A 20,240-nucleotide genomic window follows, 5' to 3' on the forward strand; every position below is an offset into this window, starting at 1 on the left:
AGGGGTAATCCTTGGCGGCTGCGGCGGGGATGGGTGAAGGTGGGGTGTGGGTGTTGGCTGTGTGCCGGCGGTGTTTACAGGTCCATCAGGTCTTTGATTTCCTGGGGCAGTTGCTCCTGGGTTTCGATGAGTGGACCGTCGTACTCTTTGAGGATTTCGTAGACGCGGACCCGGGAGGCGCTATCCAGGATGGGTAGTTCCTCGGCCATCATCAGCGTCATGTGGGGGCTTAAAGGAACGTCGGTGCGTTCCGCCGCCTCGTGAGTGGGCGCGGCAGTCTTTTTGAACAAGCCAAACATGCCCTCTACCCTACCCGCGCCGGCGGTGTCCGATCGGGCACCGCCACCAGAAAAGCCCACATTGTCATGCACTCAACACTGCTGGGGGTTCGCGCAACCCTGCTGGGCGCTGGTGTGGGCCTTGGTGTGGGCGTGGTGGGGGAGGGGTAAAAACCCGCAGAAGGATAAGGTGTGGCGCATATCTTACGGGTGGGGTGGGCTGCTAAAAGACCAGTTCGCCGACCCGGTTGCGAAGCCAGCCACGCCGCTTGGCTGGCAAAAGTGTCTACAGTGGGGGACATGAACGCAGCAGGCACCACCGGTTTTCACGGGGCTTCCGCCACCGTTATCGGTGACGCGGAGGTCATCGATCTTGCTGCGCATCGCCGCCGGCGCAGCACCCTGGCCCGCCGGGCGACCCGCCGGCCCCGCACCCTGATCCTGCGGGCCGTGATTGAGGGCGCCAACCCGCCGGCGGTCCGCCAGATCGGCATCAACGATTCCCTCCCGGTCGCCGATTTGCTCTCCGCGCTGGGTATCGCCTTCGGCGCAACGGTGGACGCCCCCTGGTTGCAAGACCCCGGGGTCGGCCCCAACGATTGCATCCACACGGTGCTGCCCACCACCGGCGCCACCGTCTACTGCCACTGGGGATTGTGGCAGGTCACCGTCACCGCGGTCGACACCTACCCGCGCGACGCGGGCACCCCCCAAGCGCTGTGCATCGGCGGTTCCGGCGATTTCTTCGGCGTCGAATTCGACACCGCCCTGATCAATGCCCGGCTCACCGGCGACGACGTCACCACCCAGGTGCTCAACGCCACCCACCCGGACGTGGTGGACATCATCGAACGCTCCGGCATTTTCGACTTTGTCTCCCTCATGCAGGCCCTCGGCATCCCTGAGGCGCACGCCACCAAGCTGGGGCGATCCCGCACGGCCACCGCCTGCCGCTCCGTGGGCGCCCGGGCAGAAGATCCCGGCCAGCTGGCCCGCCCCGCCGGGGTGCCCCACCACCCCTCCACGGCGCGCGACGCCGCCTGGGTCACACTGCTGTCCGCCGCCTGCCTCGGCGACGGTGAAACCACCGGCGACATCTTCGCCGCCACCATGGACTCCCTCGGCTGGGGGCCGATGAGCCTGCAGGAAGGCATCGACCTTGCCCCCGGGATCGGCGACGTGCTCGAACGCATCGACGCCAGCGCCCCCGTCGACCGCATCGTGCTATTCCAACGCCTTTTCCTCAGGCCCTAGGCCACCAGGTTTTCTTTAAACCACCGGGGCTTAAAAACCCCAGGCCCCACCCCCCAAAAAGAGCACTGGGTTCAGCGTGCTCCTAGGAGGACAACACGTCGGTGGGGCCCACCAGCTTCCACCACAGCCACCCAAACGGATACAGCGGCACCTCCACCGTGCCCGCCACAATAGCCAGCGCACTCGTCGCCGTCGCCCACGCCGACTGCGACACCCCCACCTCACCGGCACTATCAGCCGCAGCAGCCACCGGGCTCACCATGGCGCACACACAACCAGCAGCCACCAGGGCAGCAGCACAACGACGACGCATCACAACACCTTCTTCACTAACAAAACTCATTAACACACACGACACGCACCCGCATTAGTTGTGGGGGCGCTCAAAACGCTCACTACGGCCCAACTGGTGCAACTTCAACCACTGCACAAACCCCTTCGGATCCTTGCGCTGCACCAGGAAAAACCACCCAAAGCGGGCATACTCCTGCGGCAACAGCCGGCGCATCCCAGGCTGATTCATCAAATAGCCACGATTGCGGTAGGTGAAAAACCGCTTACCCGCATTATCCGGGTACTGGGTGTGCATCCGCCCACCCAAAATCGGCTTGAACTCATCCGACCCATCCGGATGCACATACGCCGTCGACAAACACGTGCCGAACTTAATGCCACTGCGCACCATCCGGCGGTGATACTCCACCTCATCACCACGAATAAACAAACGATAATCCGGCACCCCGATGCGCTCCATCGCCTGCGCCGAAATCAACGCGCCATTAAACAACGACGCAATCCCCTCCAACAGATCATCCTCCGGATGCTCCGGATCAATCAGCTCCGAACGATACCTGCGCCAACTCACCCCACGCCGCAACGGAAACGCCAAACGCTCCGGATCATCCAAATTGCACACCACCGGCGACACCGCATCCAAACCATGACGCGCCGCACACTCAAACAGCGTGCCCAGCACCTCTTGATCCTCCGGGCGGCCATCATCATCGGCACACCACACCGCATCCGCCCCCAACGCCAACGCCGTCAAAAAACCATAGGCAAAACCACCCGCACCACCCAGATTCGTTTCGCTCGGCAAATACACCCCCCGCTCGCCCGCATAGCGATCCACCAGGTCGCGCACCGCATCCTCGCAGCCATTATCGACCACAATGACCCAATCCACCGGGCGGGACTGGCCAGCCACCACCGCCAGCGACTTCTCCAACAGCTCAGCCCGACGATGAGTCACAATCACCGCCGCCACCGAATCGCCTACGCGCAACATACACACCTCACAGGAGAAGAAAAACAGACAGGAAAAAAGGACAAACTACTCGTCATCATCCACGATCGGCAGGCTCTGGCCATTACGCTCGGCCTCCAAACGCTTCAACAGCCGGCGCACATGATCCGCAGCCCCCTTGCCCTCATAGGACTCCACAATGTCATCCACCGGGCCCACCTCACGGATCTGGCCATGATCCACCCACAACGCCGAATCGCACAGCTGCGCCAAAAAATCATTCGAGTGCGACGCAAACACCAAAATGCCCGAGCGCTCAACCAGCTCCTCCAGGCGCTTACGCGCCTTCGCCATAAACGCCGCATCCACCGCGCCAATGCCCTCATCAAGCAGCAAAATCTCCGGCTCAATCGAGGTCACAACCCCCAACGCCAAACGGATCCGCATACCCGTCGAATACGTACGCAACGGCATCGCCAAATACTCGCCCAGCTCACTGAACTCGGCGATCTCATCCATCTTCTGCTTCATCTGCTTGCGGGTCTGGCCCAAAAACAAGCCACGAATAATGATGTTCTCGTAGCCCGAAATCTCCGGATCCATACCCACACCCAAATCAAACACCGGGGCCACCCGGCCCCGAATATGGGCACTTCCCCGCGTCGGCTCATAAATACCCGACAACAGGCGCAACAACGTCGACTTGCCGGCACCATTATGGCCGACCAAACCCACCCGGTCGCCCTCCTTGAGGTGCAAATTAATGTCCTTGAGCGCCTCAACCACAACCACGTTGTCACTGTTGCGGCCAATCGCACCACCAGCGGCGCCCAAAAACGCCTTCTTCATCGAACGGGACTTCGCATCAAAAATGGGAAAATCCACGCACGCGTTATAGGTGTCAATCGAAACCATGAGTACTTAAACCTTCAATCCTGCGGTTTTCAACAAATTCCTACACCCAATAACTGACGCGGAAACGCCACTGACGCATCGCCACCAACGCCAACAACAAACCCGCAACCGTGCAGCAAATAACCACCACCCAGTTGTAAGCGTGCACCGGCGCACCAATCAACGGGGCACGCACCACCTCCATGTAGTGGTACAGCGGATTCAGCTCAGCGATCTTCGCCCGCGAACTGACCGCACCACCCTGCTCATGCAGCGTCTGCGTGGTCCACACGATCGGAGTCACATAGAACAGCAACTGGGTCAACGCCTCCAACAGGGGAGACACGTCGCGATAACGGGTGGCCACAATGCCGAAAAACATCGACACCCACACCCCGTTAAGCACCAGCAGGCCCAGCGCCGGAAACGCCAACAACACCTGCCACCCCAAATTGCGCGGGAACACCAACATCAAGATCACCCAAATGACCATGTTGTGCGCCAAAAACAACGTCTGCTTCCACACCAGGCGATAACAATGCACCGACAACGCCGACGGCAGCTGCTTAATCAGCCCCTCGTTATCGATGAAAATGTCCGAGCCCTCCTTCATCGCACCAGAGATGAAGTTCCACATGATCAACCCCACCGTCACGTGCGGCAAGAACTCGGCCACCGGAATCTTAAACAGCACCGAATACAACAAACCCAGCGCAATAGCCATCACACCAGTGGCAATGGTGATCCACAACGGGCCCAACACACTACGGCGATAGCGCTGCTTAATGTCCTGCCAACCCAGCTGCAGCCACAGCTCATGCTGGAAAAAGCCGCGCACTAGGTCGCTCCACGCAGCCTTAAACGTCTTCGACTCGCTCGGCGGGGACGCCTCAGCATCGACTGCGGTCATTCGTTGAAAACGAGCCACGTCATCCGGCGACGCAGAAGAACCATTTACGGGAGAGGAAACAGACACAAACAAGTAGCCTAGCTGGTGTGGTGCGGAATATGGCGCAAGCAGGCATACTAAGAAGCCAATTGGGCAACACCACACAACTCGCGCAGCACCCATTTGCGGGCCGCGTGACACAATAGAACAACCGCCAGCGTCACACCTGCTACCACGGGGCGGGCCCCCAACAGCCCCCACCCCGCCAGGCCCGTCACGCAGCACAAACCACCGACCCCACGCGAAGAAAGGTAACCAGCCACATGGGCTATGACGTGTACCGCGTCCGCGGACTCTACGCCTCCCTCGCCGACGGCTGGACCTACCTCAACGGGCACGAACTCGCCCAAATTCCCGAAAAAGTCTCCTCCGGTGTCGCCACCGCCTTCCGCACCAGCCCACTGGTCGCCGCAGTCGAACCCACCCACGGCAACCACTCCCGCGCCCAAGCCGCAGGACTACCCGCCGGCATCGCCCACGACCAAGCCGCCCGCCGGGCCATTGCCGACCTCGTCGGCGCCGACGCCGACCGCGTCGTCCTAGGCCCCAACAAAGAAGTACTGCTGCGACAACTGGCCACCGCACTCACCCCCCGCCTGCGACGCGGAAGCGCAGTCGTCCTCGCCCGCAGCCTCGCCCGCGGCGTCGCCGACATCTTCGCCACCCAAGCCTCCACCGTCCGCTACGCCGAACCCGACCTCGGCACCGGAGAACTGCCCACCTGGCAATTCCACGATATCGTCACCGGCAGCACCCGACTCGTCGTCGTCCCCGCCGCCCACGGCTACATCGGCACCCACACCGACGTCGCCGCCATCGCCGACATCACCCGCCAACACTCCCGCGCCTGGCTCGTTGTCGACGCCACCGACCTCGCGCCCTACCAAAGCATCGACATCGACGCCTGGGGCGCCGACATCGTGCTACTGGACTGCGCCACCCTCGGCGGCCCCCAAATCAGCGCCATGATCATGCGCGACACCTCCATGTTCCCCCGCCTCAAACCACTCAGCGACGGCGAAGGCGCAGCCAGCCTCGAAGTCGGCAAACTATCCATGGGACTACTCGGCGGCGTCGCCCCCACCATCGACCACCTCGCCGACCTCGACGACACCGCCCGTGGCACCCGCCGCAACCGGCTGAAAACCTCCATGAAATCGCTGAACACCTACCTCGCGAAACTCAGCGAACACCTCGTCGACAGCCTCAGCGTCCTCGACCAAGTCCACCTCGTCGGCATCACCGGTGAAGCAGCCGCCCACTCCGCCGCCCACCGCACCCCCCGCGTCACCTTCATCGTCGACGGAGTCGACGCCAGCACCGTGCACGCCCGCCTCCTCGCCAACGGCATCGTCACCGAACAAAGCCCCCCAGACCCACTCCTGGCCGAAATGGGCGCCCTCGACGCCGGCGGCGCAATCACCGTCTCCCTCTCCCCGTTCAACACCACCGGCGACATCGACCAACTCCTCCGCGCCGTCGCCTCCCTGGCCTAAAAACAAAAACCCAAAACGCCGCAGGACCCCACCAAAAAAGGGGAACCCTGCGGCGTTTGCAACCCAACTAGCGGGCCCGCCAAGAAGCCCACCCACCAGTCGGCTGCGCTGCCCGCCAAGCCAGCACCCACCACCACAACGACAACCCCGCCAACACCACCACAGCAATATTACGGGCATTCAACACCCAAACAGCCGCCGGCTGCTGCAGCAAAATCTCGTCATACATCAGCGGATACACCAAACCGGTCAACACCACCAGAGGCACACACAACCACGCCACCACATGAGCCACCCGGCACACACTCACCGCAGCCACCACCACCGCCAACGGCAACACCCAAATCACATACTGCGGCGAAAAGACCTTATTCGTCACAATCACCAGCCACACGATGCTCATCGCACACGCCAACGCCGTCTCATGAGACCACCGCATCGCCGTCAACAACCCCAACCCCGCAGCAAGCAACACCACCGCCACCTGCGCCGCAGTAGCCACCACCAACATCGCACCCACCCCGCCACCAAACACCTCATAGGACATCGACGGCGCAAAATCCACGTGCGTATCAGCCCGCAACAGCAACGGCGCACCAAAAACCGACTCGATCTGCAAACCCCGATCCTGCTGATACAACACCGGCGAAACAGTCCGCTCCACCCCATGGATCGCGACACTCGCCCCCACCAAAGCCGCAAAACCAAGCACAAAACCACCCACACGCCGCCACGAACCCAACAGGCACGCAGCCACCAGCCCCGGCCACAACTTCATCGCAGTCGCCACCGCCAACACCACCGCGGCAGTAGCGGGAAAACTCACCAACAACACGGCACACAACGCCACCGCAGCCGCCGGCAACAAATCCATCCGCGACAACATCAACGGGCCCATCGCCGCAATCAACGCCAGCCACAAAGCAGCAGCCTCACGGCGCTCAAAAAACACACACGCCCACAAAATTGCCGCCTGCACCACCACCAGCAACACCACAAACCCCACCTGCACGTGGTCGCCAAACAACTTCAGCGGCCACGTCGCCACAGTGGGATACTCCGTCAACGGCGTCAACGCGTAGTAATCCAAAGACTCAAAAAAGTCCTTCTGCCGCCAAATCACCGGCTCCTGCCGCACCAGCAGCAGCACAAACACCATCCAGGCAACAGACTTCCACGTCACCCACCGCGGCCACCCAACCGGTGAAAAAGCAGCCCCAGACTGGCGAGCACGCGACGTTGCGGCGCTACGCATCAACCCGCAGAACCAAAGTGCCAGTCACCAGGCCATCAGCCAACATCTGGTGAGCGCGCGCCGCATCAGCAATCGGCAACACCTCATGAATCTGGTGGGAAATCTCCCCACGCTCCAGCATCGGCCACACATTCTCCACCACCGCCGCACAAATCCGAGCCTTATCCTCCAGATCCCGTGCGCGCAGCGCAGTAGCGGAAATAGTGCCCCGCTTCGACAACAACTTGCCGATATTCAGCTCACCCTTCACACCACCCTGCATACCAATGATCACCATGTGCCCATCCGGCGCCATTGCAGTGATGTTGCGATCCAAATACTTCGCCCCCATGATGTCCAAAATGACATCCGCCTGATTCTTCACCACCTCCGCAAAGTCTTCCTCGCGGTAATTAATCAGCACATCAGCGCCCAAGCGGCGACACACCTGCAGCTTATCTTCAGAACCAGCAGTCACCATGACCTCACAGCCCATGGCCTTAGCCATCTGGATGGCGAACGTGCCAATGCCGCCCGCACCACCGTGAATCAGCACCTTCTGGCCTGCACGCATCCCGGCGAGCATCACCAAATTGGAGTACACCGTGCACGCCACCTCAACGATGGACGCGGCCTCCTCCGGGGAATAGCCCTTCGGCAAAGGCATCACCTGGCCTACCGGCACCGCCACGTACTCCGCGTAGCCACCGCCGGCCAACAAACACGCCACCGGATCGCCCTGTGCGAAGTCGTGGCCGTTGGGATCCTCAATCACCCCCGCGCACTCCAGGCCCATGATGTCGCTAGCGCCAGGCGGCGGCGGGTAGTGGCCGGCAGCCTGCAGCAGATCGCCACGGTTAATGCCGGCGGCCTGCACCTTGACCAAAACCTCTCCAGCAGCGGGAGTGGGGGTTTCGACCTCGGTCAAGGCGAGCGATGTTTTATCGGAAGGATCAGACAGAGTAATTGCTTTCATATTGAGACAGGGTACGCGTTACACTGACTCCGCTGGCGCACTTCGCGGCGAAAACTGGGAAAAGATCTAGCCCCAATTCTTCGCCCCGGCGATGCTATGTAATAGCATGAGTGCACGCATGGAGATATGGCAGAGCGGCCGAATGCACTCGCCTTGAAAGCGAGCGTCCCTAACCCGGACCGGGGGTTCAAATCCCTCTATCTCCGCATTGTCGCAGCCCCTGGTTTAATAGCCAGGGGCTGCGGTTTTGAGTGCTAAAAGTGCAGCCTGTGGTGGGTTTTAGGTACTTTCGTCAATCTGCCTGAGGTCGCTAGTAAAGGTTATGAAGTTTTCGGACACACTTTTTGTCCTATAGGTCCAACCTGCTTTCCTGTTTACCCCGTTGGGAGCGGGCCAGAGGGGGCCGTCTAGGGGTCGGTGTTGGGGCGCTTTGGGGTGGGTTGGGGTGCTGGCACGCAAAGCTATTTGGGCTGTTCACTGTATGGTTTTTAGCTTTTTCTTAACCGTTTTGTGCGGTCCTCGCATAGGATGGTTGGAACTTGGCACCATTGTGGGTGCCGCCATCAGGACGCCGCCGGCAGACTGTGGTGTCTGTCAGGCCGAGAAATGTTTGGGCCTGGCGGTGAGAAGACGTTGCACGACCTGATGGAAGAACAATTGTTGCGAAAGATTGAAACGACGAATGGATAACGACACTGCCGTTTCCCCCATGATTCATCAGCGCTTGGCTGCGCTGAAGGGTTGCGCTGACGAGGGCGATTATGTGGCCTTCACTGTTGAGGGGCAGGAAATGTACGCCCGCTTTGATGACCAGGCCGACACTGTCACGGTGTGGGGTTTCTGGGATCGCCCCTTGACTCCGGCCGATATGCCTTTGGCTAAAGCGATGGCGAACCGGATCAACACCGGCGAGCTGGCCCCGCGCGTGAGCTTGTACACCTCCAAGGCGGGAGTGAAGCACTTGCTGTGTGACATGGCGGTTTCTACTGCTGTGGGCATCACTGATGATCAGTTGGATGTGTTCCTCCACAACATTGGTAGTGCAACCGCTGCGGCTGTTGCTTTCTTTGACGAGACCTACCGCACCGAAATGGGTGGCACTACCGTCACCGCAACCGAGCAGGAGTCTGAGTAAGCCATGACCGCACCTACTATTACTGCCAACCGTGTGCTGGAGATCGCTGCTGCCCGTGGGTGGGAGATGACTGAGGATCCGGCCCAGAACGCGCTGATTGCTTCAATGGAGGGCGTCACCACGGTGATTCCCACTGATTTTGGCGAATATTTCACGGTGTTGACTGTGGCCAGCGATCTGGAGATCGATCCGGTTCGTATGGATGACATTGTTGAGCATGCTCTCGCGAAGCATGGCGACACCTATTTCGGCACCATTGGTGTGCATCAAATGCCTAATGACACGCTGCGTGTGGGTTGTTCTGTGTCGATGCCGGCGGGTGCTGGCGCGACGGATGAACAGCTGGATCACTGGCTTGAGGTGTGCGTCGCGTGTGCGGCTGAGGGGCTCCGTGGGACGGTAAACAGCCTCAACCTTTCGAACTACCGAGTCTAATAGGTTAGTTTTTTCAGTAGGGGTGCGTCTACGCTTGACGCAAAGACATCGGCGACGTGGCTAAACGTGGCCGGCTTTGATGGCAGAAGAATCCTTATTCGTGGCGATTCTCGCGCATTTCTACTCTGCGATCACTGGCTGTTCAAGCAACCACTGAGCAAGGGCTCCGCCTGGGGCGGTGCAGGAAACGCGAAGATTGTTCGCGAAATGCACCGTGTTTTCCCGGCGGAGCCTTCGTGGTTTTCGGACCGGGTGGGTGTGGACGTCGTTTTTCTGCTGTGAGCATTATTTTTTAAAAAATTTCATGGGGAAGAGGTTGAAGCTTCCATGACATCTACTTCGCGTAAAACTCCACCTGTTTCATCGGATGCTGATCAGGTCACTGATGAGCTAGCCGCTAAGTATCCCAATCGCTGGAAAGCGTTGTGGGTTCTGGCGTGTGGTCTGGCGTTGATCGTTATCGACGGCACCATTGTTGGTGTCGCGTTGCCGGACATTATTTCCAAGCTGAATTTGGACCTGACTAACGCCCAGTGGGTCAATTCTTTGTATTCGGTCGTGTTTGCCGCGTTGCTGCTGTCCACGGGCCGTTTGGCTGACCGTATTGGTCGCCGCAAGGTGTTTTTCGTGGGCATTGTTGTGTTTGCGTCTGGCTCTGTGGTGGCGGCGTTGTCGCATGGGGTGGCGCAACTGATTTGGGCTCGTGTGATTCAGGGCGTGGGTGGCGCGATGATTCTGCCGAGTACGTTGTCGACGGTGAATGCGATTTTCCGCGGCAAGCAGCGTGCGGCTGCCTTTGGTGTGTGGGGCGCGGTCATGTCGGGTGCTGCCGCCTTGGGCCCGCTGTTGGGTGGCTGGTTGACCAGTTCGTTTAGCTGGGAGTGGATCTTCTGGGTGAATGTGCCGATCGCCGTTGCGGTGTTTATTGCCGGGGTGCTGTTCGTTCCGGAGACCCGTGGTGATAGTTCTCGTCGCGGTGTTGACGTGGATGGTTTGCTGCTGTCGGCTATTGGTTTTGGTTTCTTGGTGTTCGGCATCATCGAGGGCCCGAAGTTGGGCTGGTGGAAGATGATCGGCGATTTCCACATTGGTTCGTGGAAGTGGTCTGCTGCGCTGTCGCCGGTGCCGTTTGCTTTGGCGATCGGTGTGGTGGGCTTGGTGCTGTTCGTGCTGTGGGAGCGTCACCGCGCGGGCAATGGCCGCGATGCGATTTTGGCGTTGGGCCTATTCAAGCTCCCCACGTTCACGTGGGGTAACGTGGCCGCGTTTGCGGTTGCTGTGGGCGAGTTCGGCATCGTGTTCGTGTTGCCGTTGTACTTGGTGAACGCGCGCGGTTTGTCGGTGATGGATGCCGGCTGGATTTTGTCGGCCATGGCTTTGGGTGCTTTTGGTTCTGGTGCTGCTGCCCGCCACTTGGCTGCGGCGGTGGGTGCCACGAATACGGTCATCATTGGTCTCGCACTGGAGGTCATTGGTGTGGTGACGGTGGCGATGGCGATTGAGAAGTCGCCGCTGCTGGTGTGCGCCCTGCTGGTTATTTATGGCTTGGGCTTGGGTCTGGCGTCTGCCCAGCTGACCTCGACTGTGTTGAAGGATGTTCCGCAGGCGGAGTCTGGTCAGGGTTCTGCCACGCAGTCCACGGTGCGTCAGGTGGGTGCTGCTGTGGGCGCTGCGGTTGCTGGCGCGGTGTTGTCGGGCGCGTTGGCGCAGACCTTGCCGAAGGCTGTGGAGGATGCTGGTTTGCATGCCCCGCAGCAACTGGTGGATGCGGTGCGGATGTCTGCCGGTGGCGCCTTGCACGGCTTGGATGGCCAGCCGTTGGGCGAGGCCCTCGCGCATGGTTTCGCGACGGCTGTGGGCTGTTCCTTGTATGCGGCGGCAGTGTTTTTGCTGTTGGGCTTTTTCGCGGCGTTTATGGTTCGTGCCAGCGATAAGAAGCATCAGCAGACCGTCGGCGCTGACGCCGAAGTCGCTGCAAAAAACTAACCGGTTTGTGACCTGGTAAATAGGAAAATGCTCGGCACCCTGGTGGGTGTCGAGCATTTTCTGGTGTGCGGGGGTTAGACGCGGGCGGGGTTGACGGTGTTCCATGCTGTGAGCAACTGGTCGGCTTCTTCCGCGGTGGTGATGGTGATGCGCATGCCTTCGGGGAAGACGCGCACGAGGACGTTTTCGGCGGCGAGTGCTTCGGCGGTGGCTCGTGCGTCAGCTAGATCGGGGACCCACACGAAGTTGGCTTGGGAGGGCACCGCGCCGATGGCTTCGGCGACGCGTTGGCGTTGCTCGACGACCTCGTCGGTGCGGGCGAGGATGGTGTCGCGCAACTCCAGTGCTTTCAGTGCGCCGGCTTGGGCTGCCACGTTGATGCCGAAGGGGATTTGGACCTTGTTGACGGCCTCGATGATGGTGGCGTCACCGTAGGCGTATCCGACGCGGGCGCCGGCCAGGCCATAGGCCTTGGAGAAGGTGCGCAGGATGACGAGGTTTTTGTGCTGCTTGAGCAGTTCTAGCGCGTTGACGGCGTCGGCGTCGCGGACGTATTCGATGTAGGCCTCGTCGAGGGCGACGATGCAGTCGTCGGGCACCTTGGTCAGGAAGTCGGCGATGGCGGCGTGGCTGTGGGTGGTGCCGGTGGGGTTGTTGGGGTTGCACACGAACACGATGCGGGCGTCCTGGGCGGCCGCGGCCAGGGCATCGAGATCATTGCGGTGCTCAGCGTCGAGGGGAACCGGGACTGCGGTCGCGCCCACCACAGCGGCGAAGATGGGGTAGCCCTCAAAAGAGCGCCAAGGGAAGACGCACTTGTCGCCGGGGGTGCAGGAGATCTGGACCAGCTGCTGGCACAGGGCGGAAGACCCGATGCCGATGGCGACGTTGTCGATGCTCAAGCCGGCGTTTTCGGCAAGAGCCTGGCGCAGTTCGATAGAGAACATGTCCGGGTAGCGGTTGGCGTGGGCGGTGGCCTCGGCCATGGCGGCCGCGACATCCGGCAGGGGCGCCTGGGTGACCTCATTGGAGGACAACTTGAGGGCGCCCTCGGCGCGGACGCCGGGAACATAGGCGGGAAGCAGGTTGAGATCTTTGCGCAACATGTGGGCAAGCTTAGTCCAGGGTTGTGACTCGGCTCATGGGAATCGTTGCCACTGCCCGGTTTGCGGGCGGTGCTCTGAGGCGAAGAAAGGGGCACCTGCACGTGGTATGCGCGCGACGTTTGCTTGATAACGGGTTGTGCGGGTATCATTTCCTGCCAGCACCGCGGACAGTCTTTTTAGACTGCCTGTGTTGTGTGGAGGCGTGCCAGAGCGGCCGAATGGGACTCACTGCTAATGAGTTGTCTTCAGAAATGAGGACCGGAGGTTCAAATCCTCTCGCCTCCGCTCCCTCGAATTATCGAGGGTTATGCGCCCGTAGCTCAACGGATAGAGCATCTGACTACGGATCAGAAGGTTAGGGGTTCGAATCCCTTCGGGCGCACCAAACACCACCCCAGCATCCCAGGAACATCCTCGGGGGCTGGGGTGTTTGCGTACCCCCAAAAAGGAGTCCAGCATGAGCGCTCGCCGCCCACCCCAGCAGTACCCTTTTGCCATCGCCCACGCAGAAACCGACCTTGGACATTTCGGAGTGTGCGCCCTGGGGGGATTGATCACCCAAATCGTGCTGCCCGGCGACAACGAGCCCACCAGCACCGGGCAGCCGACCGCTAGTGATCGGGAACTCGCCGGCCACGGCGCAGCGGCGCTGACCCAGTTCATCCACGGCAACCACCACATCGACTGGCCCCCATATAACCCCCGGGTACTGGTCACCGCCCCCTTTTATCGCAAGGTGCTCGCACAGCTGAGCTTCGTGGGGCCGGGGGAGACCGTCACCTATGGCGAGCTGGCGCGCCGGGCGGGAAATCCGCGTGCGGTGCGCGCTGCTGCCGGGGCGTGCGCGGCTAATCCTTTGCCGATCATTATTGGCTGTCACCGGGTGCTGCCGGCCACGGGCGGCACGGTTGGTGGTTATCGGGGCGGGCAGGAGCTGAAAAGGGCGCTATTGGCGCGTGAGGGCTACCAGGAGGGCTAGGCCATGGGTGGGGTGAGCTTGGGTGGCCTGGCCCTGGCGGCGTTGTGCGCCGGGTGGGTGGATGCTGTCATTGGTGGCGGTGGGCTGATTCTGGTGCCGGTGCTGCTGGCTTTTGTGCCTGGGATAGCGCCGGTGGGGGCGCTGGCCACCAATAAGGCGGTGGGGGTGACCGGAACGTTGTCGGCGGCGGTGCGTTTGCTGGCGCATACCAGGCCGAAGGGGAAACTCCTTCCGATCCTCGTGGTGGTGGCGGGGCTTGCTGCGGCAGGTGGGGCACTAGTGGCGGGCCTTTTCCCCGCACACCTGATGCGTCCCATCGTGATTGTTTTGCTGCTGTCGGCGGGAATCGTGGTGGTCATGCGCCCACGTTTTGGGCAATCAGCCTGCGTGAAAACACCGACCGTTCTTGCGTTGCTGGGTTTGGGTGCTGTGGTGATGGCGCTGGGTTTTTATGACGGTATTTTCGGCCCCGGCACCGGCATGTTTCTCATCATGGCGCTCACTGCCGTTTTGGGTGGGGACCTGGTGCGCAGCGCGGCCATGACCAAAGCAATTAATGCCGCCACCAACCTGGGCGCGCTGGCCGTGTTTATTGCTGGTGGGCATGTGGTGTGGAAGCTGGCGTTGGTGCTGATGGTCGCCAATATTGTTGGGGCGCAGTTGGGGGCGCGCACGGTGATTGCCGGTGGGGCGAGGTTGGTTCGGGTGGCGTTGCTGATTTTTGTGGTGGTGATGGCTAGCTATTTGGGGTGGATGCAGTGGGGCAGTGGGGTGATGGGCTGAGGGGATTTGTGTTGGGGAGCGTGCCTGTTAAGTGGGTGCAGAAAGTGGGTTTGAACTGTGAGTTTGTGCCTTGCGTTGGGTGCTGTGTATAGTACTAATTCGTGCTTGTGAGCATCGCCGGGCCAGGTGATGATGAGCAAAAAGCACACTGCGCCCGTAGCTCAACGGATAGAGCATCTGACTACGGATCAGAAGGTTAGGGGTTCGAATCCCTTCGGGCGCACAGAGTGAAACCTCCGAATCGCATCTCGCGGTTCGGAGGTTTTTGCAATGCGGCGGTATCCATGTTGGGGGTGTTGGGGTTTGCGGGTCGACAAGTACAACGCTGGTTCGAACCTAGTAAAAGCGGGCTTGGGGCAAGGGGCGCAAGGCGGGCTATAGGACAAAATGTGTGTCTGCACGGCGTGTCGTGGATATAGGACAAAAAGTGTGTCCGGTTTTAGCGGGGTTGGCCTTTTCGGATTCCTATAGAGTGGGTCTAGCCGGTGTCGATACCGGTGTCGTATTCGGCAGGAGCTCCAGTGGGGTTGCTGTCGGTTAGTGCTTCGGTGACTGTTTTAACTTTGGCGAGTTCGTGAGTCCCGAAGTCGTGTTGCCTGGCGATTTCTATGAGGTCGCCAGGCTTTTTCGTTCTGCTTAGCAGCCACCATTCGCAGAGTTTTCTTTGGCGTTCTGCGGGTAGTCCTCTGTGTGCGTGCAGCAGTGCTTTCAAGGGGCTGTTGATGCCGCCTTCTAGGCTGTTGGTGCTGGATTGGTAGATCGCCTCGTAGATGGTGTCGGGGCTGTCGGTGTCTGTGCCGATGACCGCGATGGATTGTTCGATGAAGGCGAACAGGTGGTTTCGCCGGGTTTGTTCCATCAGGATGCGGTGGGCGCTGCGTGCACGGTCGTGGGTGTACCAGTAGTGCTTGTTTTTCCTTTTGTTGTTGGGGATAAGCACTTTGGGGCAGCTGTCGATGTAGGTTTTTTCATCCAGCCAGTCGCGGTATTGGTTGCTGACCTGGTGAAAGAGAGTGACCCATTGTGCTGCTTGTTGGTTGTTGGTGACTTTCAGCAGTTTTAGCGATAGGGCGCGTAGGGCTTTGCCGCAGTTGGATTGGGGGCGTGTTGTGACGTATCGCTGGACGTTGCGTTTGATGTGGATCAGGCAGCGTTGGATGTGGGTGTGGGCTTGTGGGGTGGCTGGATCGTTTGGGAAGACGTCGTTGATTGCTGATAGTGCGGCATTGCACCCATCTGTGGTGATCAGTCGGGGGCGTTGGATTCGGTGGAGGAGGTGTTGGTATGCCCGGGTGTTTTCGCTGTGCGACCAGTGCCAGGTCAGTACTTTGTTGGTGGTTGATGCGATGAGCAGGCATTGCTGTTTGTTGAAGTAGGTGGCGTCGATAAAGACTTGTTCGTCGTAGTTGTTGTCGCCTGTGGGGGTGGGGATGGGGATGAGCCAGAAAGGTTCGAACCAGCGTTGTAGTGTGCGTCGGCTGAGTTGGTGGTGGCGGGCGAAGTCTGCCAGTGATTGGGTGGATTGGACCCAGGACAAAAACAGTGTGAAGCGAACGAGTTGTGTGTGGGCTGTATTTGTTTGTGTGAAGGAGTGTCCGCAGTGTTTGCAGCGCCATCGTTGGCGGTTTTTGCTGGTTGAGCCGTTTTTCTTTGTGGGTGATTGGCAGATGGGGCAAGTAGGTGATGTTGGCATTTACCCCGCATACCACATGTTGTTTGAAAAACGGGGATATTTGACCTGAGGCTGGTTTAGCTCCTTGTCAGGAGATGAAAAACGCCTTTATCGCAGGTCAGCACCTAAAAAAACGTACTTACAGACACACTTTTTGTCCTATAGCCCGCAAGGCAAAACATCGCTGAGTTTGTTCTCTTAGACCGCTATAGTTTTGGCTAGAAAGGAGGCGAGTAATTTGGCAGTCGAAGTAACGATTCAGCCGGAAGTCCTGGAGTGGGCATTGGGGCGGTCTGAACTTTCTGAAAACGAGGTTGAGAAACGTTTCCCTAGGTTGTCGGAATGGAAGTCAGGGGCTAGGAAGCCCACGCTTCCGCAAGCTAAGAAAATTGCGGAAGCTGCTCGTCTGCCACTTGGCCGTCTTCTTCTGCCAGTGCCGACTCCTGATGAAATTGCGATCCCGGACTTTCGTACTGTTCGAAATGCAAGGATTCATTCAATCGGTGCCAATCTGCGTGAAGTTATTCAAACTGCCGAACAGCGTCTTGGTTGGTATGCCGAATACGCTGCCGAAAGTGGTATTGAGCCGCCCGAGGTTCTCGGGATCGCATCGCCTTCAGCGACACCTGAGGAGGCCGCTGAAAGCGCCAGGAAAGCCTTGGGGTGGGAGTGCGCCGGCCACCCAAAGGGCACGGATAAAGTCATGGACCTCGTTAATCGAATGGAAGATAACGGTCTGCTCGTCATGCGAAATTCCATAGTGGGAAATTCGACCGCGCGGCGACTGGATGTGCACGAATTCCGAGGGTTCACTCTTCGCGAAGGGTCTTATGCGCTGGTATTTGTGAATACTTCCGATAGTAAGACGGCCCAGCTTTTTAGTCTGGCTCATGAGCTAGGGCACGTTGCGAAGGCAGTTCCGGGCCTGTCAGGTGATCAGGGGAAAAACAACGCTGTCGAGCAGTGGTGCAACAAGTTTGCTGCGACTCTTTTGATCCCCGAGGTGGCTATTAGAAAAGAGTCTTTCGATGCTGATGCCCTGGAGGAGCAGCTTGCAGCAACTGCAGTTCGGTTTGGCGTAAGTAAGGAGGCATTGCTTTGGCGCCTGGTTGAGTTGGGGTTGGTTCGCAACAAGGATGCTGAACGTATTGTTGGCCTGGTTAAGGGCAAAGATGTTGCGCAAGACGCAAAATCAACTGGTGCGCCCCCGTTCCCCGTTTTGGTGCGTTCGCGAGTTGGACGCAGATTCCTGACCACCGTCACCGAGGCAACGCTGTCTGGAGATTTGCCGGAACCTGCAGCCGCTGAATTCTTGGGGGTGCGTAACAAGGAGACCTTGCACAAGGTAATGGCACTGGTAGATGAGGCTGTTTAGCATGTACCTCATTGATTCGAACATAGTGATTGGTACATGGAATACTTATCCGCCTGCAATTTTTCGAACATTATGGGATGAGTTCGCTGATCTCATTCCGGGTGGTGATTTGTACTTCCATAAAGAAGTGGAAAAAGAGGTCACCGCTTGGTCTTCTGAGCAGAGCGCATGGTTCACTCGGCATGTTCCGGGCGATCGGGTGCTAGTGCCTACCCAGGTGGAAGTTGAAAAATATATTGAAGTCGCGCAGTGGGCGCAGCTCGAGAGAACTCCGAAATTCAAGCAGAAAGCTGTGGATGATTTTCTCAATGTTGCAGACTCCTGGTTGGTCGCTTGCGCCATGGCGCATGGCGCAACCATTGTGTCTGATGAAAAATCTGCGCCTCAGAGCACTTCGAAAGTGAAGTTGCCGGACGCGGCCGAACATTTTGGTGTGGAGTATTTGGATTTCTTGGGATTTCTCAGGGTGAAGAATCTGTCCTTCTGATCGGTAATGCGCTAGCTAACCGCCTTGAGTGGGGAATGGTGGTGTGCTGGGCGTGAAAATCAATAGCCTGGCATGGAACGGGTGATAGGTGCGTTGGGATAAGTATGGAAGGCGTGAGGGGGCTGGGGGCCATGTATCGCAAGGGTGTTTGGGTGCCTGCGGGGGAGGTGGGAATTTGACTGGCTGGTGCTGTTTGTGCTGTGTAAGAAACTAGATTGTGCGGGGCTGTGAGGTGGGGTTTTTCGGCAGTCTGGATGGTTTCATGTGAGCTAATTCAATTGTTGGGGGCTGATGTGACATGCTAGGTAAGTTCATAGGGTGCCCCCGTTGGGGGTGCCCGAAAATGGGATGCGTCTGCGTGGGGGAGTTCCCACGCCGGCGCCCGTGCGTAAAGGAGTCGCCACCATGAATCTCGGATGGCTAGCTGCACCCCCTGCGGCCCCGCGCAGGCCGCAGGAAGAAGTGGACAGGATGTACCCGCGCCTGCGTTTCCAGGTGTTTATGGGTATCTTCATCGGCTACGCCGGTTTCTACCTGGTCCGCAACAACGTGTCCCTCATCGCCCCGCTGCTGTTCGACAGCAACGGCATCGACAAGGTCGGCGTCGGCATCATCGCCAACGCCGTGCTGTTCGCCTATGGGTTGTCGAAGTTTTTCTCCGCGATGATTTCCGACCAGTCCAACGCCCGCTACTTCATGCCGCTGGGCTTGGGTTTGTCCGCACTGGTCAATATTGCTCTGGGCACCATTCCGCTGCTGTCGGCATCGGTGGGAGTGTTCGCGTTGGTGATGTTCATCAACGGCTGGGTGCAGGGCATGGGCTGGCCGCCGGCCGGCCGCGTGCTGGTGCACTGGTACTCCACCAATGAGCGCGGTTGGAAGACCTCCCTGTGGAACACCGCCCACAACGTCGGCGGTGCGGCACTGCCCGCCCTGGTGGGTATTGGTTTGGCCCACTACACCGACCAGTGGCAGGTTGCTTTCTGGCTGCCCGGCGTGGTGGCCCTGGGCGTGGCCCTGCTGGGTTTGATCCTCATCCGCGACACCCCGGAGTCGATGGGCCTGCCCACCATCGAGGAATACCGCGATGACCCGGCCAAGGTGGAAACCGTCCACGACGATGGGCTGAGCACCTGGCAACGCATCCGCAAGCACGTGCTCACCAACCGCACCATCGTGATGCTGGCCGTGGCGAACGTGTTCGTCTACGCGCTGCGCTACGGCGTGCTGAACTGGATCACCGTGTTCCTGCATGAGAAGCACAACGCGGAAATCGGGTCCGGCATGGTCGGCTTCGCTGCCTTTGAGCTCGCCGGCATCCTCGGCACCATCCTGTGCGGCTTCCTGTCTGACAAGCTGTTCAAGGGCTACCGCTCCGGGGCGGGCATGCTGTTTACCGCCGGCACCGCCGCCTGCATCGCCGTCTACTGGCTGCTACCCGTCGGCACCCCCATGTGGCTGCTGATCCTGTTCGTCGCCCTCATCGGCGGCCTGATCTACGGCCCCGTGATGCTGATCGGCCTGCAGGCCATCGACCTGTCGCCCCACAACGTTGCCGGCACCGCGGCCGGTTTCACCGGCCTGTTCGGCTACCTGCTGGGCGCCACCCTGGCGTCTTCCGGGGTGGGCCTGGTGGTGCAGAACTTCGGCTGGAACGTCACCTTCATCGTGTTCCTCGCCTTCGCCGTCGCAACGGTGATCCTGTTCGCCATCGTTGGCCGCGACGAGCGCCAGCTCATGGCCTCCCACGCCGAGCGCGCCGCCGCCCGCCAGGCCGCAGGCGCTGCCGCGGAACACGACAACTAACCCCCTCCTTCTAACCCCTCTGTTAGATCCTGTTTGTCATCGCCCCCACCGCATGGGGGGAAGCGATTTTAGGGCACCACGACACCACGGCCCGCACCCCAGCAACACGCAAGGGTGCGGGCCGTGGTGTGTGTGGGGGTTGTGTGAGG

Annotated in this window: 19 protein-coding genes and 4 tRNA genes; 14 read left to right on the plus strand and 9 right to left on the minus strand. The window is 59.8% G+C overall.

The window, feature by feature from the left end; translation table 11 throughout:
* Positions 1 to 74 precede the first annotated feature (74 nt).
* Complete coding sequence (locus CAQU_RS00420; RefSeq protein WP_075724271.1) at positions 75 to 299, minus strand: hypothetical protein; 225 nt, start codon at positions 297 to 299, stop codon at positions 75 to 77.
* 279 nt (positions 300 to 578) lie between these two features.
* Here CAQU_RS00420 and CAQU_RS00425 point away from each other — a divergent pair, with 279 nt between their 5' ends.
* On the plus strand, positions 579 to 1,532 hold the full coding sequence (locus CAQU_RS00425) for a hypothetical protein (RefSeq protein ID WP_084562627.1): 954 nt from the start codon (positions 579 to 581) through the stop codon (positions 1,530 to 1,532).
* Between the two features lie 82 nt (positions 1,533 to 1,614).
* On the opposite strand, the gene CAQU_RS00430 is transcribed toward CAQU_RS00425, so the two are convergent.
* Genes CAQU_RS00430 through wzm form a run of 4 tightly spaced genes read right to left on the minus strand, consistent with a single transcriptional unit; the run spans position 1,615 to position 4,582 of the window.
* The gene (locus CAQU_RS00430; RefSeq protein ID WP_075724273.1) at positions 1,615 to 1,845 is read right to left on the minus strand and encodes a hypothetical protein; all 231 of its coding nucleotides are present in this window, start codon (positions 1,843 to 1,845) and stop codon (positions 1,615 to 1,617) included.
* A gap of 54 nt (positions 1,846 to 1,899) precedes the next feature.
* Complete coding sequence (gene glfT1 / locus CAQU_RS00435) at positions 1,900 to 2,820, minus strand: galactofuranosyltransferase GlfT1 (protein ID WP_075724275.1); 921 nt, start codon at positions 2,818 to 2,820, stop codon at positions 1,900 to 1,902.
* A 45-nt stretch (positions 2,821 to 2,865) separates the two neighbouring features.
* Positions 2,866 to 3,693 (minus strand): galactan export ABC transporter ATP-binding subunit Wzt/RfbE, encoded by an 828-nt coding sequence (gene wzt / locus CAQU_RS00440; RefSeq protein ID WP_075724277.1) that lies wholly within the window; start codon positions 3,691 to 3,693, stop codon positions 2,866 to 2,868.
* Positions 3,694 to 3,733: 40 nt separating this feature from the next.
* Positions 3,734 to 4,582 carry a galactan export ABC transporter permease subunit Wzm/RfbD gene (wzm, locus tag CAQU_RS00445; protein ID WP_075724279.1) on the minus strand — a complete coding sequence of 283 codons (849 nt, stop codon included), beginning with the start codon at positions 4,580 to 4,582 and terminating at the stop codon, positions 3,734 to 3,736.
* Between the two features lie 302 nt (positions 4,583 to 4,884).
* On the opposite strand from wzm, the gene CAQU_RS00450 reads away from it, so the two are divergent.
* Positions 4,885 to 6,117, plus strand: a complete 1,233-nt coding sequence (locus CAQU_RS00450) for an aminotransferase class V-fold PLP-dependent enzyme (protein ID WP_075724281.1) — start codon at positions 4,885 to 4,887, stop codon at positions 6,115 to 6,117.
* 67 nt (positions 6,118 to 6,184) lie between these two features.
* Here CAQU_RS00450 and CAQU_RS00455 read toward each other — a convergent pair whose 3' ends face one another.
* Positions 6,185 to 7,300 carry a glycosyltransferase 87 family protein gene (locus CAQU_RS00455; RefSeq protein WP_169836012.1) on the minus strand — a complete coding sequence of 372 codons (1,116 nt, stop codon included), beginning with the start codon at positions 7,298 to 7,300 and terminating at the stop codon, positions 6,185 to 6,187.
* Between the two features lie 64 nt (positions 7,301 to 7,364).
* Positions 7,365 to 8,327, minus strand: coding sequence for an NAD(P)H-quinone oxidoreductase (locus CAQU_RS00460; RefSeq protein WP_075724285.1), 963 nt, complete (start codon positions 8,325 to 8,327; stop codon positions 7,365 to 7,367).
* 120 nt (positions 8,328 to 8,447) lie between these two features.
* Here CAQU_RS00460 and CAQU_RS00465 point away from each other — a divergent pair.
* The 4 genes from CAQU_RS00465 (at position 8,448) to CAQU_RS00480 (ending at position 11,883) form a co-directional block, all read left to right on the plus strand.
* Positions 8,448 to 8,533 (plus strand) — tRNA-Ser (locus CAQU_RS00465).
* A gap of 476 nt (positions 8,534 to 9,009) precedes the next feature.
* Positions 9,010 to 9,462: a YbjN domain-containing protein gene (locus CAQU_RS00470; protein WP_075724287.1), complete on the plus strand. Its 453-nt coding sequence runs from the start codon at positions 9,010 to 9,012 to the stop codon at positions 9,460 to 9,462.
* Positions 9,463 to 9,465: 3 nt separating this feature from the next.
* Positions 9,466 to 9,897, plus strand: coding sequence for a type III secretion system chaperone family protein (locus CAQU_RS00475; protein WP_075724289.1), 432 nt, complete (start codon positions 9,466 to 9,468; stop codon positions 9,895 to 9,897).
* Positions 9,898 to 10,224: 327 nt separating this feature from the next.
* The gene (locus tag CAQU_RS00480) at positions 10,225 to 11,883 is read left to right on the plus strand and encodes a DHA2 family efflux MFS transporter permease subunit (RefSeq protein WP_084562629.1); all 1,659 of its coding nucleotides are present in this window, start codon (positions 10,225 to 10,227) and stop codon (positions 11,881 to 11,883) included.
* Positions 11,884 to 11,957: 74 nt separating this feature from the next.
* On the opposite strand, the gene hisC is transcribed toward CAQU_RS00480, so the two are convergent.
* Positions 11,958 to 12,989 carry a histidinol-phosphate transaminase gene (gene hisC / locus CAQU_RS00485; RefSeq protein WP_075724293.1) on the minus strand — a complete coding sequence of 344 codons (1,032 nt, stop codon included), beginning with the start codon at positions 12,987 to 12,989 and terminating at the stop codon, positions 11,958 to 11,960.
* Between the two features lie 196 nt (positions 12,990 to 13,185).
* Here hisC and CAQU_RS00490 point away from each other — a divergent pair.
* From CAQU_RS00490 to CAQU_RS00510, 5 genes are all read left to right on the plus strand, one after another.
* Positions 13,186 to 13,274: transfer RNA gene (locus CAQU_RS00490), tRNA-Ser, on the plus strand.
* A gap of 24 nt (positions 13,275 to 13,298) precedes the next feature.
* Positions 13,299 to 13,374, plus strand: a tRNA-Arg gene (locus CAQU_RS00495).
* A gap of 72 nt (positions 13,375 to 13,446) precedes the next feature.
* On the plus strand, positions 13,447 to 13,968 hold the full coding sequence (locus CAQU_RS00500) for a methylated-DNA--[protein]-cysteine S-methyltransferase (protein ID WP_075724295.1): 522 nt from the start codon (positions 13,447 to 13,449) through the stop codon (positions 13,966 to 13,968).
* A 3-nt stretch (positions 13,969 to 13,971) separates the two neighbouring features.
* Positions 13,972 to 14,751 (plus strand): TSUP family transporter, encoded by a 780-nt coding sequence (locus CAQU_RS00505; RefSeq protein WP_075724297.1) that lies wholly within the window; start codon positions 13,972 to 13,974, stop codon positions 14,749 to 14,751.
* 150 nt (positions 14,752 to 14,901) lie between these two features.
* A tRNA-Arg gene (locus tag CAQU_RS00510) sits at positions 14,902 to 14,974 on the plus strand.
* Positions 14,975 to 15,229: 255 nt separating this feature from the next.
* Here CAQU_RS00510 and CAQU_RS00515 read toward each other — a convergent pair.
* The gene (locus tag CAQU_RS00515; RefSeq protein ID WP_075724299.1) at positions 15,230 to 16,444 is read right to left on the minus strand and encodes an IS1249 family transposase; all 1,215 of its coding nucleotides are present in this window, start codon (positions 16,442 to 16,444) and stop codon (positions 15,230 to 15,232) included.
* A gap of 217 nt (positions 16,445 to 16,661) precedes the next feature.
* Here CAQU_RS00515 and CAQU_RS12980 point away from each other — a divergent pair, with 217 nt between their 5' ends.
* From CAQU_RS12980 to CAQU_RS00530, 3 genes are all read left to right on the plus strand, one after another.
* Positions 16,662 to 17,798: an ImmA/IrrE family metallo-endopeptidase gene (locus CAQU_RS12980; protein ID WP_075724301.1), complete on the plus strand. Its 1,137-nt coding sequence runs from the start codon at positions 16,662 to 16,664 to the stop codon at positions 17,796 to 17,798.
* 1 nt (position 17,799) lies between these two features.
* Complete coding sequence (locus tag CAQU_RS00525) at positions 17,800 to 18,285, plus strand: DUF4411 family protein (RefSeq protein WP_075728188.1); 486 nt, start codon at positions 17,800 to 17,802, stop codon at positions 18,283 to 18,285.
* Positions 18,286 to 18,690: 405 nt separating this feature from the next.
* Positions 18,691 to 20,091, plus strand: coding sequence for an MFS transporter (locus CAQU_RS00530; RefSeq protein WP_075724303.1), 1,401 nt, complete (start codon positions 18,691 to 18,693; stop codon positions 20,089 to 20,091).
* Positions 20,092 to 20,240 lie beyond the last annotated feature (149 nt).

Origin of the sequence: Corynebacterium aquilae DSM 44791 (genome assembly GCF_001941445.1) — a bacterium.
In the GTDB taxonomy this organism is placed as follows: Bacteria; Actinomycetota; Actinomycetes; order Mycobacteriales; family Mycobacteriaceae; genus Corynebacterium; species Corynebacterium aquilae.

Coding starts and splice junctions, on each gene's coding strand:
- CAQU_RS00420 (WP_075724271.1), bottom strand. CDS start 299: ATGTTTGGCTTGTTCAAAAAGACTGCCGCGCCCACTCACGAGGCGGCG.
- CAQU_RS00425 (WP_084562627.1), top strand. CDS start 579: ATGAACGCAGCAGGCACCACCGGTTTTCACGGGGCTTCCGCCACCGTT.
- CAQU_RS00430 (WP_075724273.1), bottom strand. CDS start 1,845: ATGCGTCGTCGTTGTGCTGCTGCCCTGGTGGCTGCTGGTTGTGTGTGC.
- glfT1 (WP_075724275.1), bottom strand. CDS start 2,820: ATGTTGCGCGTAGGCGATTCGGTGGCGGCGGTGATTGTGACTCATCGT.
- wzt (WP_075724277.1), bottom strand. CDS start 3,693: ATGGTTTCGATTGACACCTATAACGCGTGCGTGGATTTTCCCATTTTT.
- wzm (WP_075724279.1), bottom strand. CDS start 4,582: ATGACCGCAGTCGATGCTGAGGCGTCCCCGCCGAGCGAGTCGAAGACG.
- CAQU_RS00450 (WP_075724281.1), top strand. CDS start 4,885: ATGGGCTATGACGTGTACCGCGTCCGCGGACTCTACGCCTCCCTCGCC.
- CAQU_RS00460 (WP_075724285.1), bottom strand. CDS start 8,327: ATGAAAGCAATTACTCTGTCTGATCCTTCCGATAAAACATCGCTCGCC.
- CAQU_RS00470 (WP_075724287.1), top strand. CDS start 9,010: ATGGATAACGACACTGCCGTTTCCCCCATGATTCATCAGCGCTTGGCT.
- CAQU_RS00475 (WP_075724289.1), top strand. CDS start 9,466: ATGACCGCACCTACTATTACTGCCAACCGTGTGCTGGAGATCGCTGCT.
- CAQU_RS00480 (WP_084562629.1), top strand. CDS start 10,225: ATGACATCTACTTCGCGTAAAACTCCACCTGTTTCATCGGATGCTGAT.
- hisC (WP_075724293.1), bottom strand. CDS start 12,989: ATGTTGCGCAAAGATCTCAACCTGCTTCCCGCCTATGTTCCCGGCGTC.
- CAQU_RS00500 (WP_075724295.1), top strand. CDS start 13,447: ATGAGCGCTCGCCGCCCACCCCAGCAGTACCCTTTTGCCATCGCCCAC.
- CAQU_RS00505 (WP_075724297.1), top strand. CDS start 13,972: ATGGGTGGGGTGAGCTTGGGTGGCCTGGCCCTGGCGGCGTTGTGCGCC.
- CAQU_RS00515 (WP_075724299.1), bottom strand. CDS start 16,444: ATGCCAACATCACCTACTTGCCCCATCTGCCAATCACCCACAAAGAAA.
- CAQU_RS00525 (WP_075728188.1), top strand. CDS start 17,800: ATGTACCTCATTGATTCGAACATAGTGATTGGTACATGGAATACTTAT.
- CAQU_RS00530 (WP_075724303.1), top strand. CDS start 18,691: ATGAATCTCGGATGGCTAGCTGCACCCCCTGCGGCCCCGCGCAGGCCG.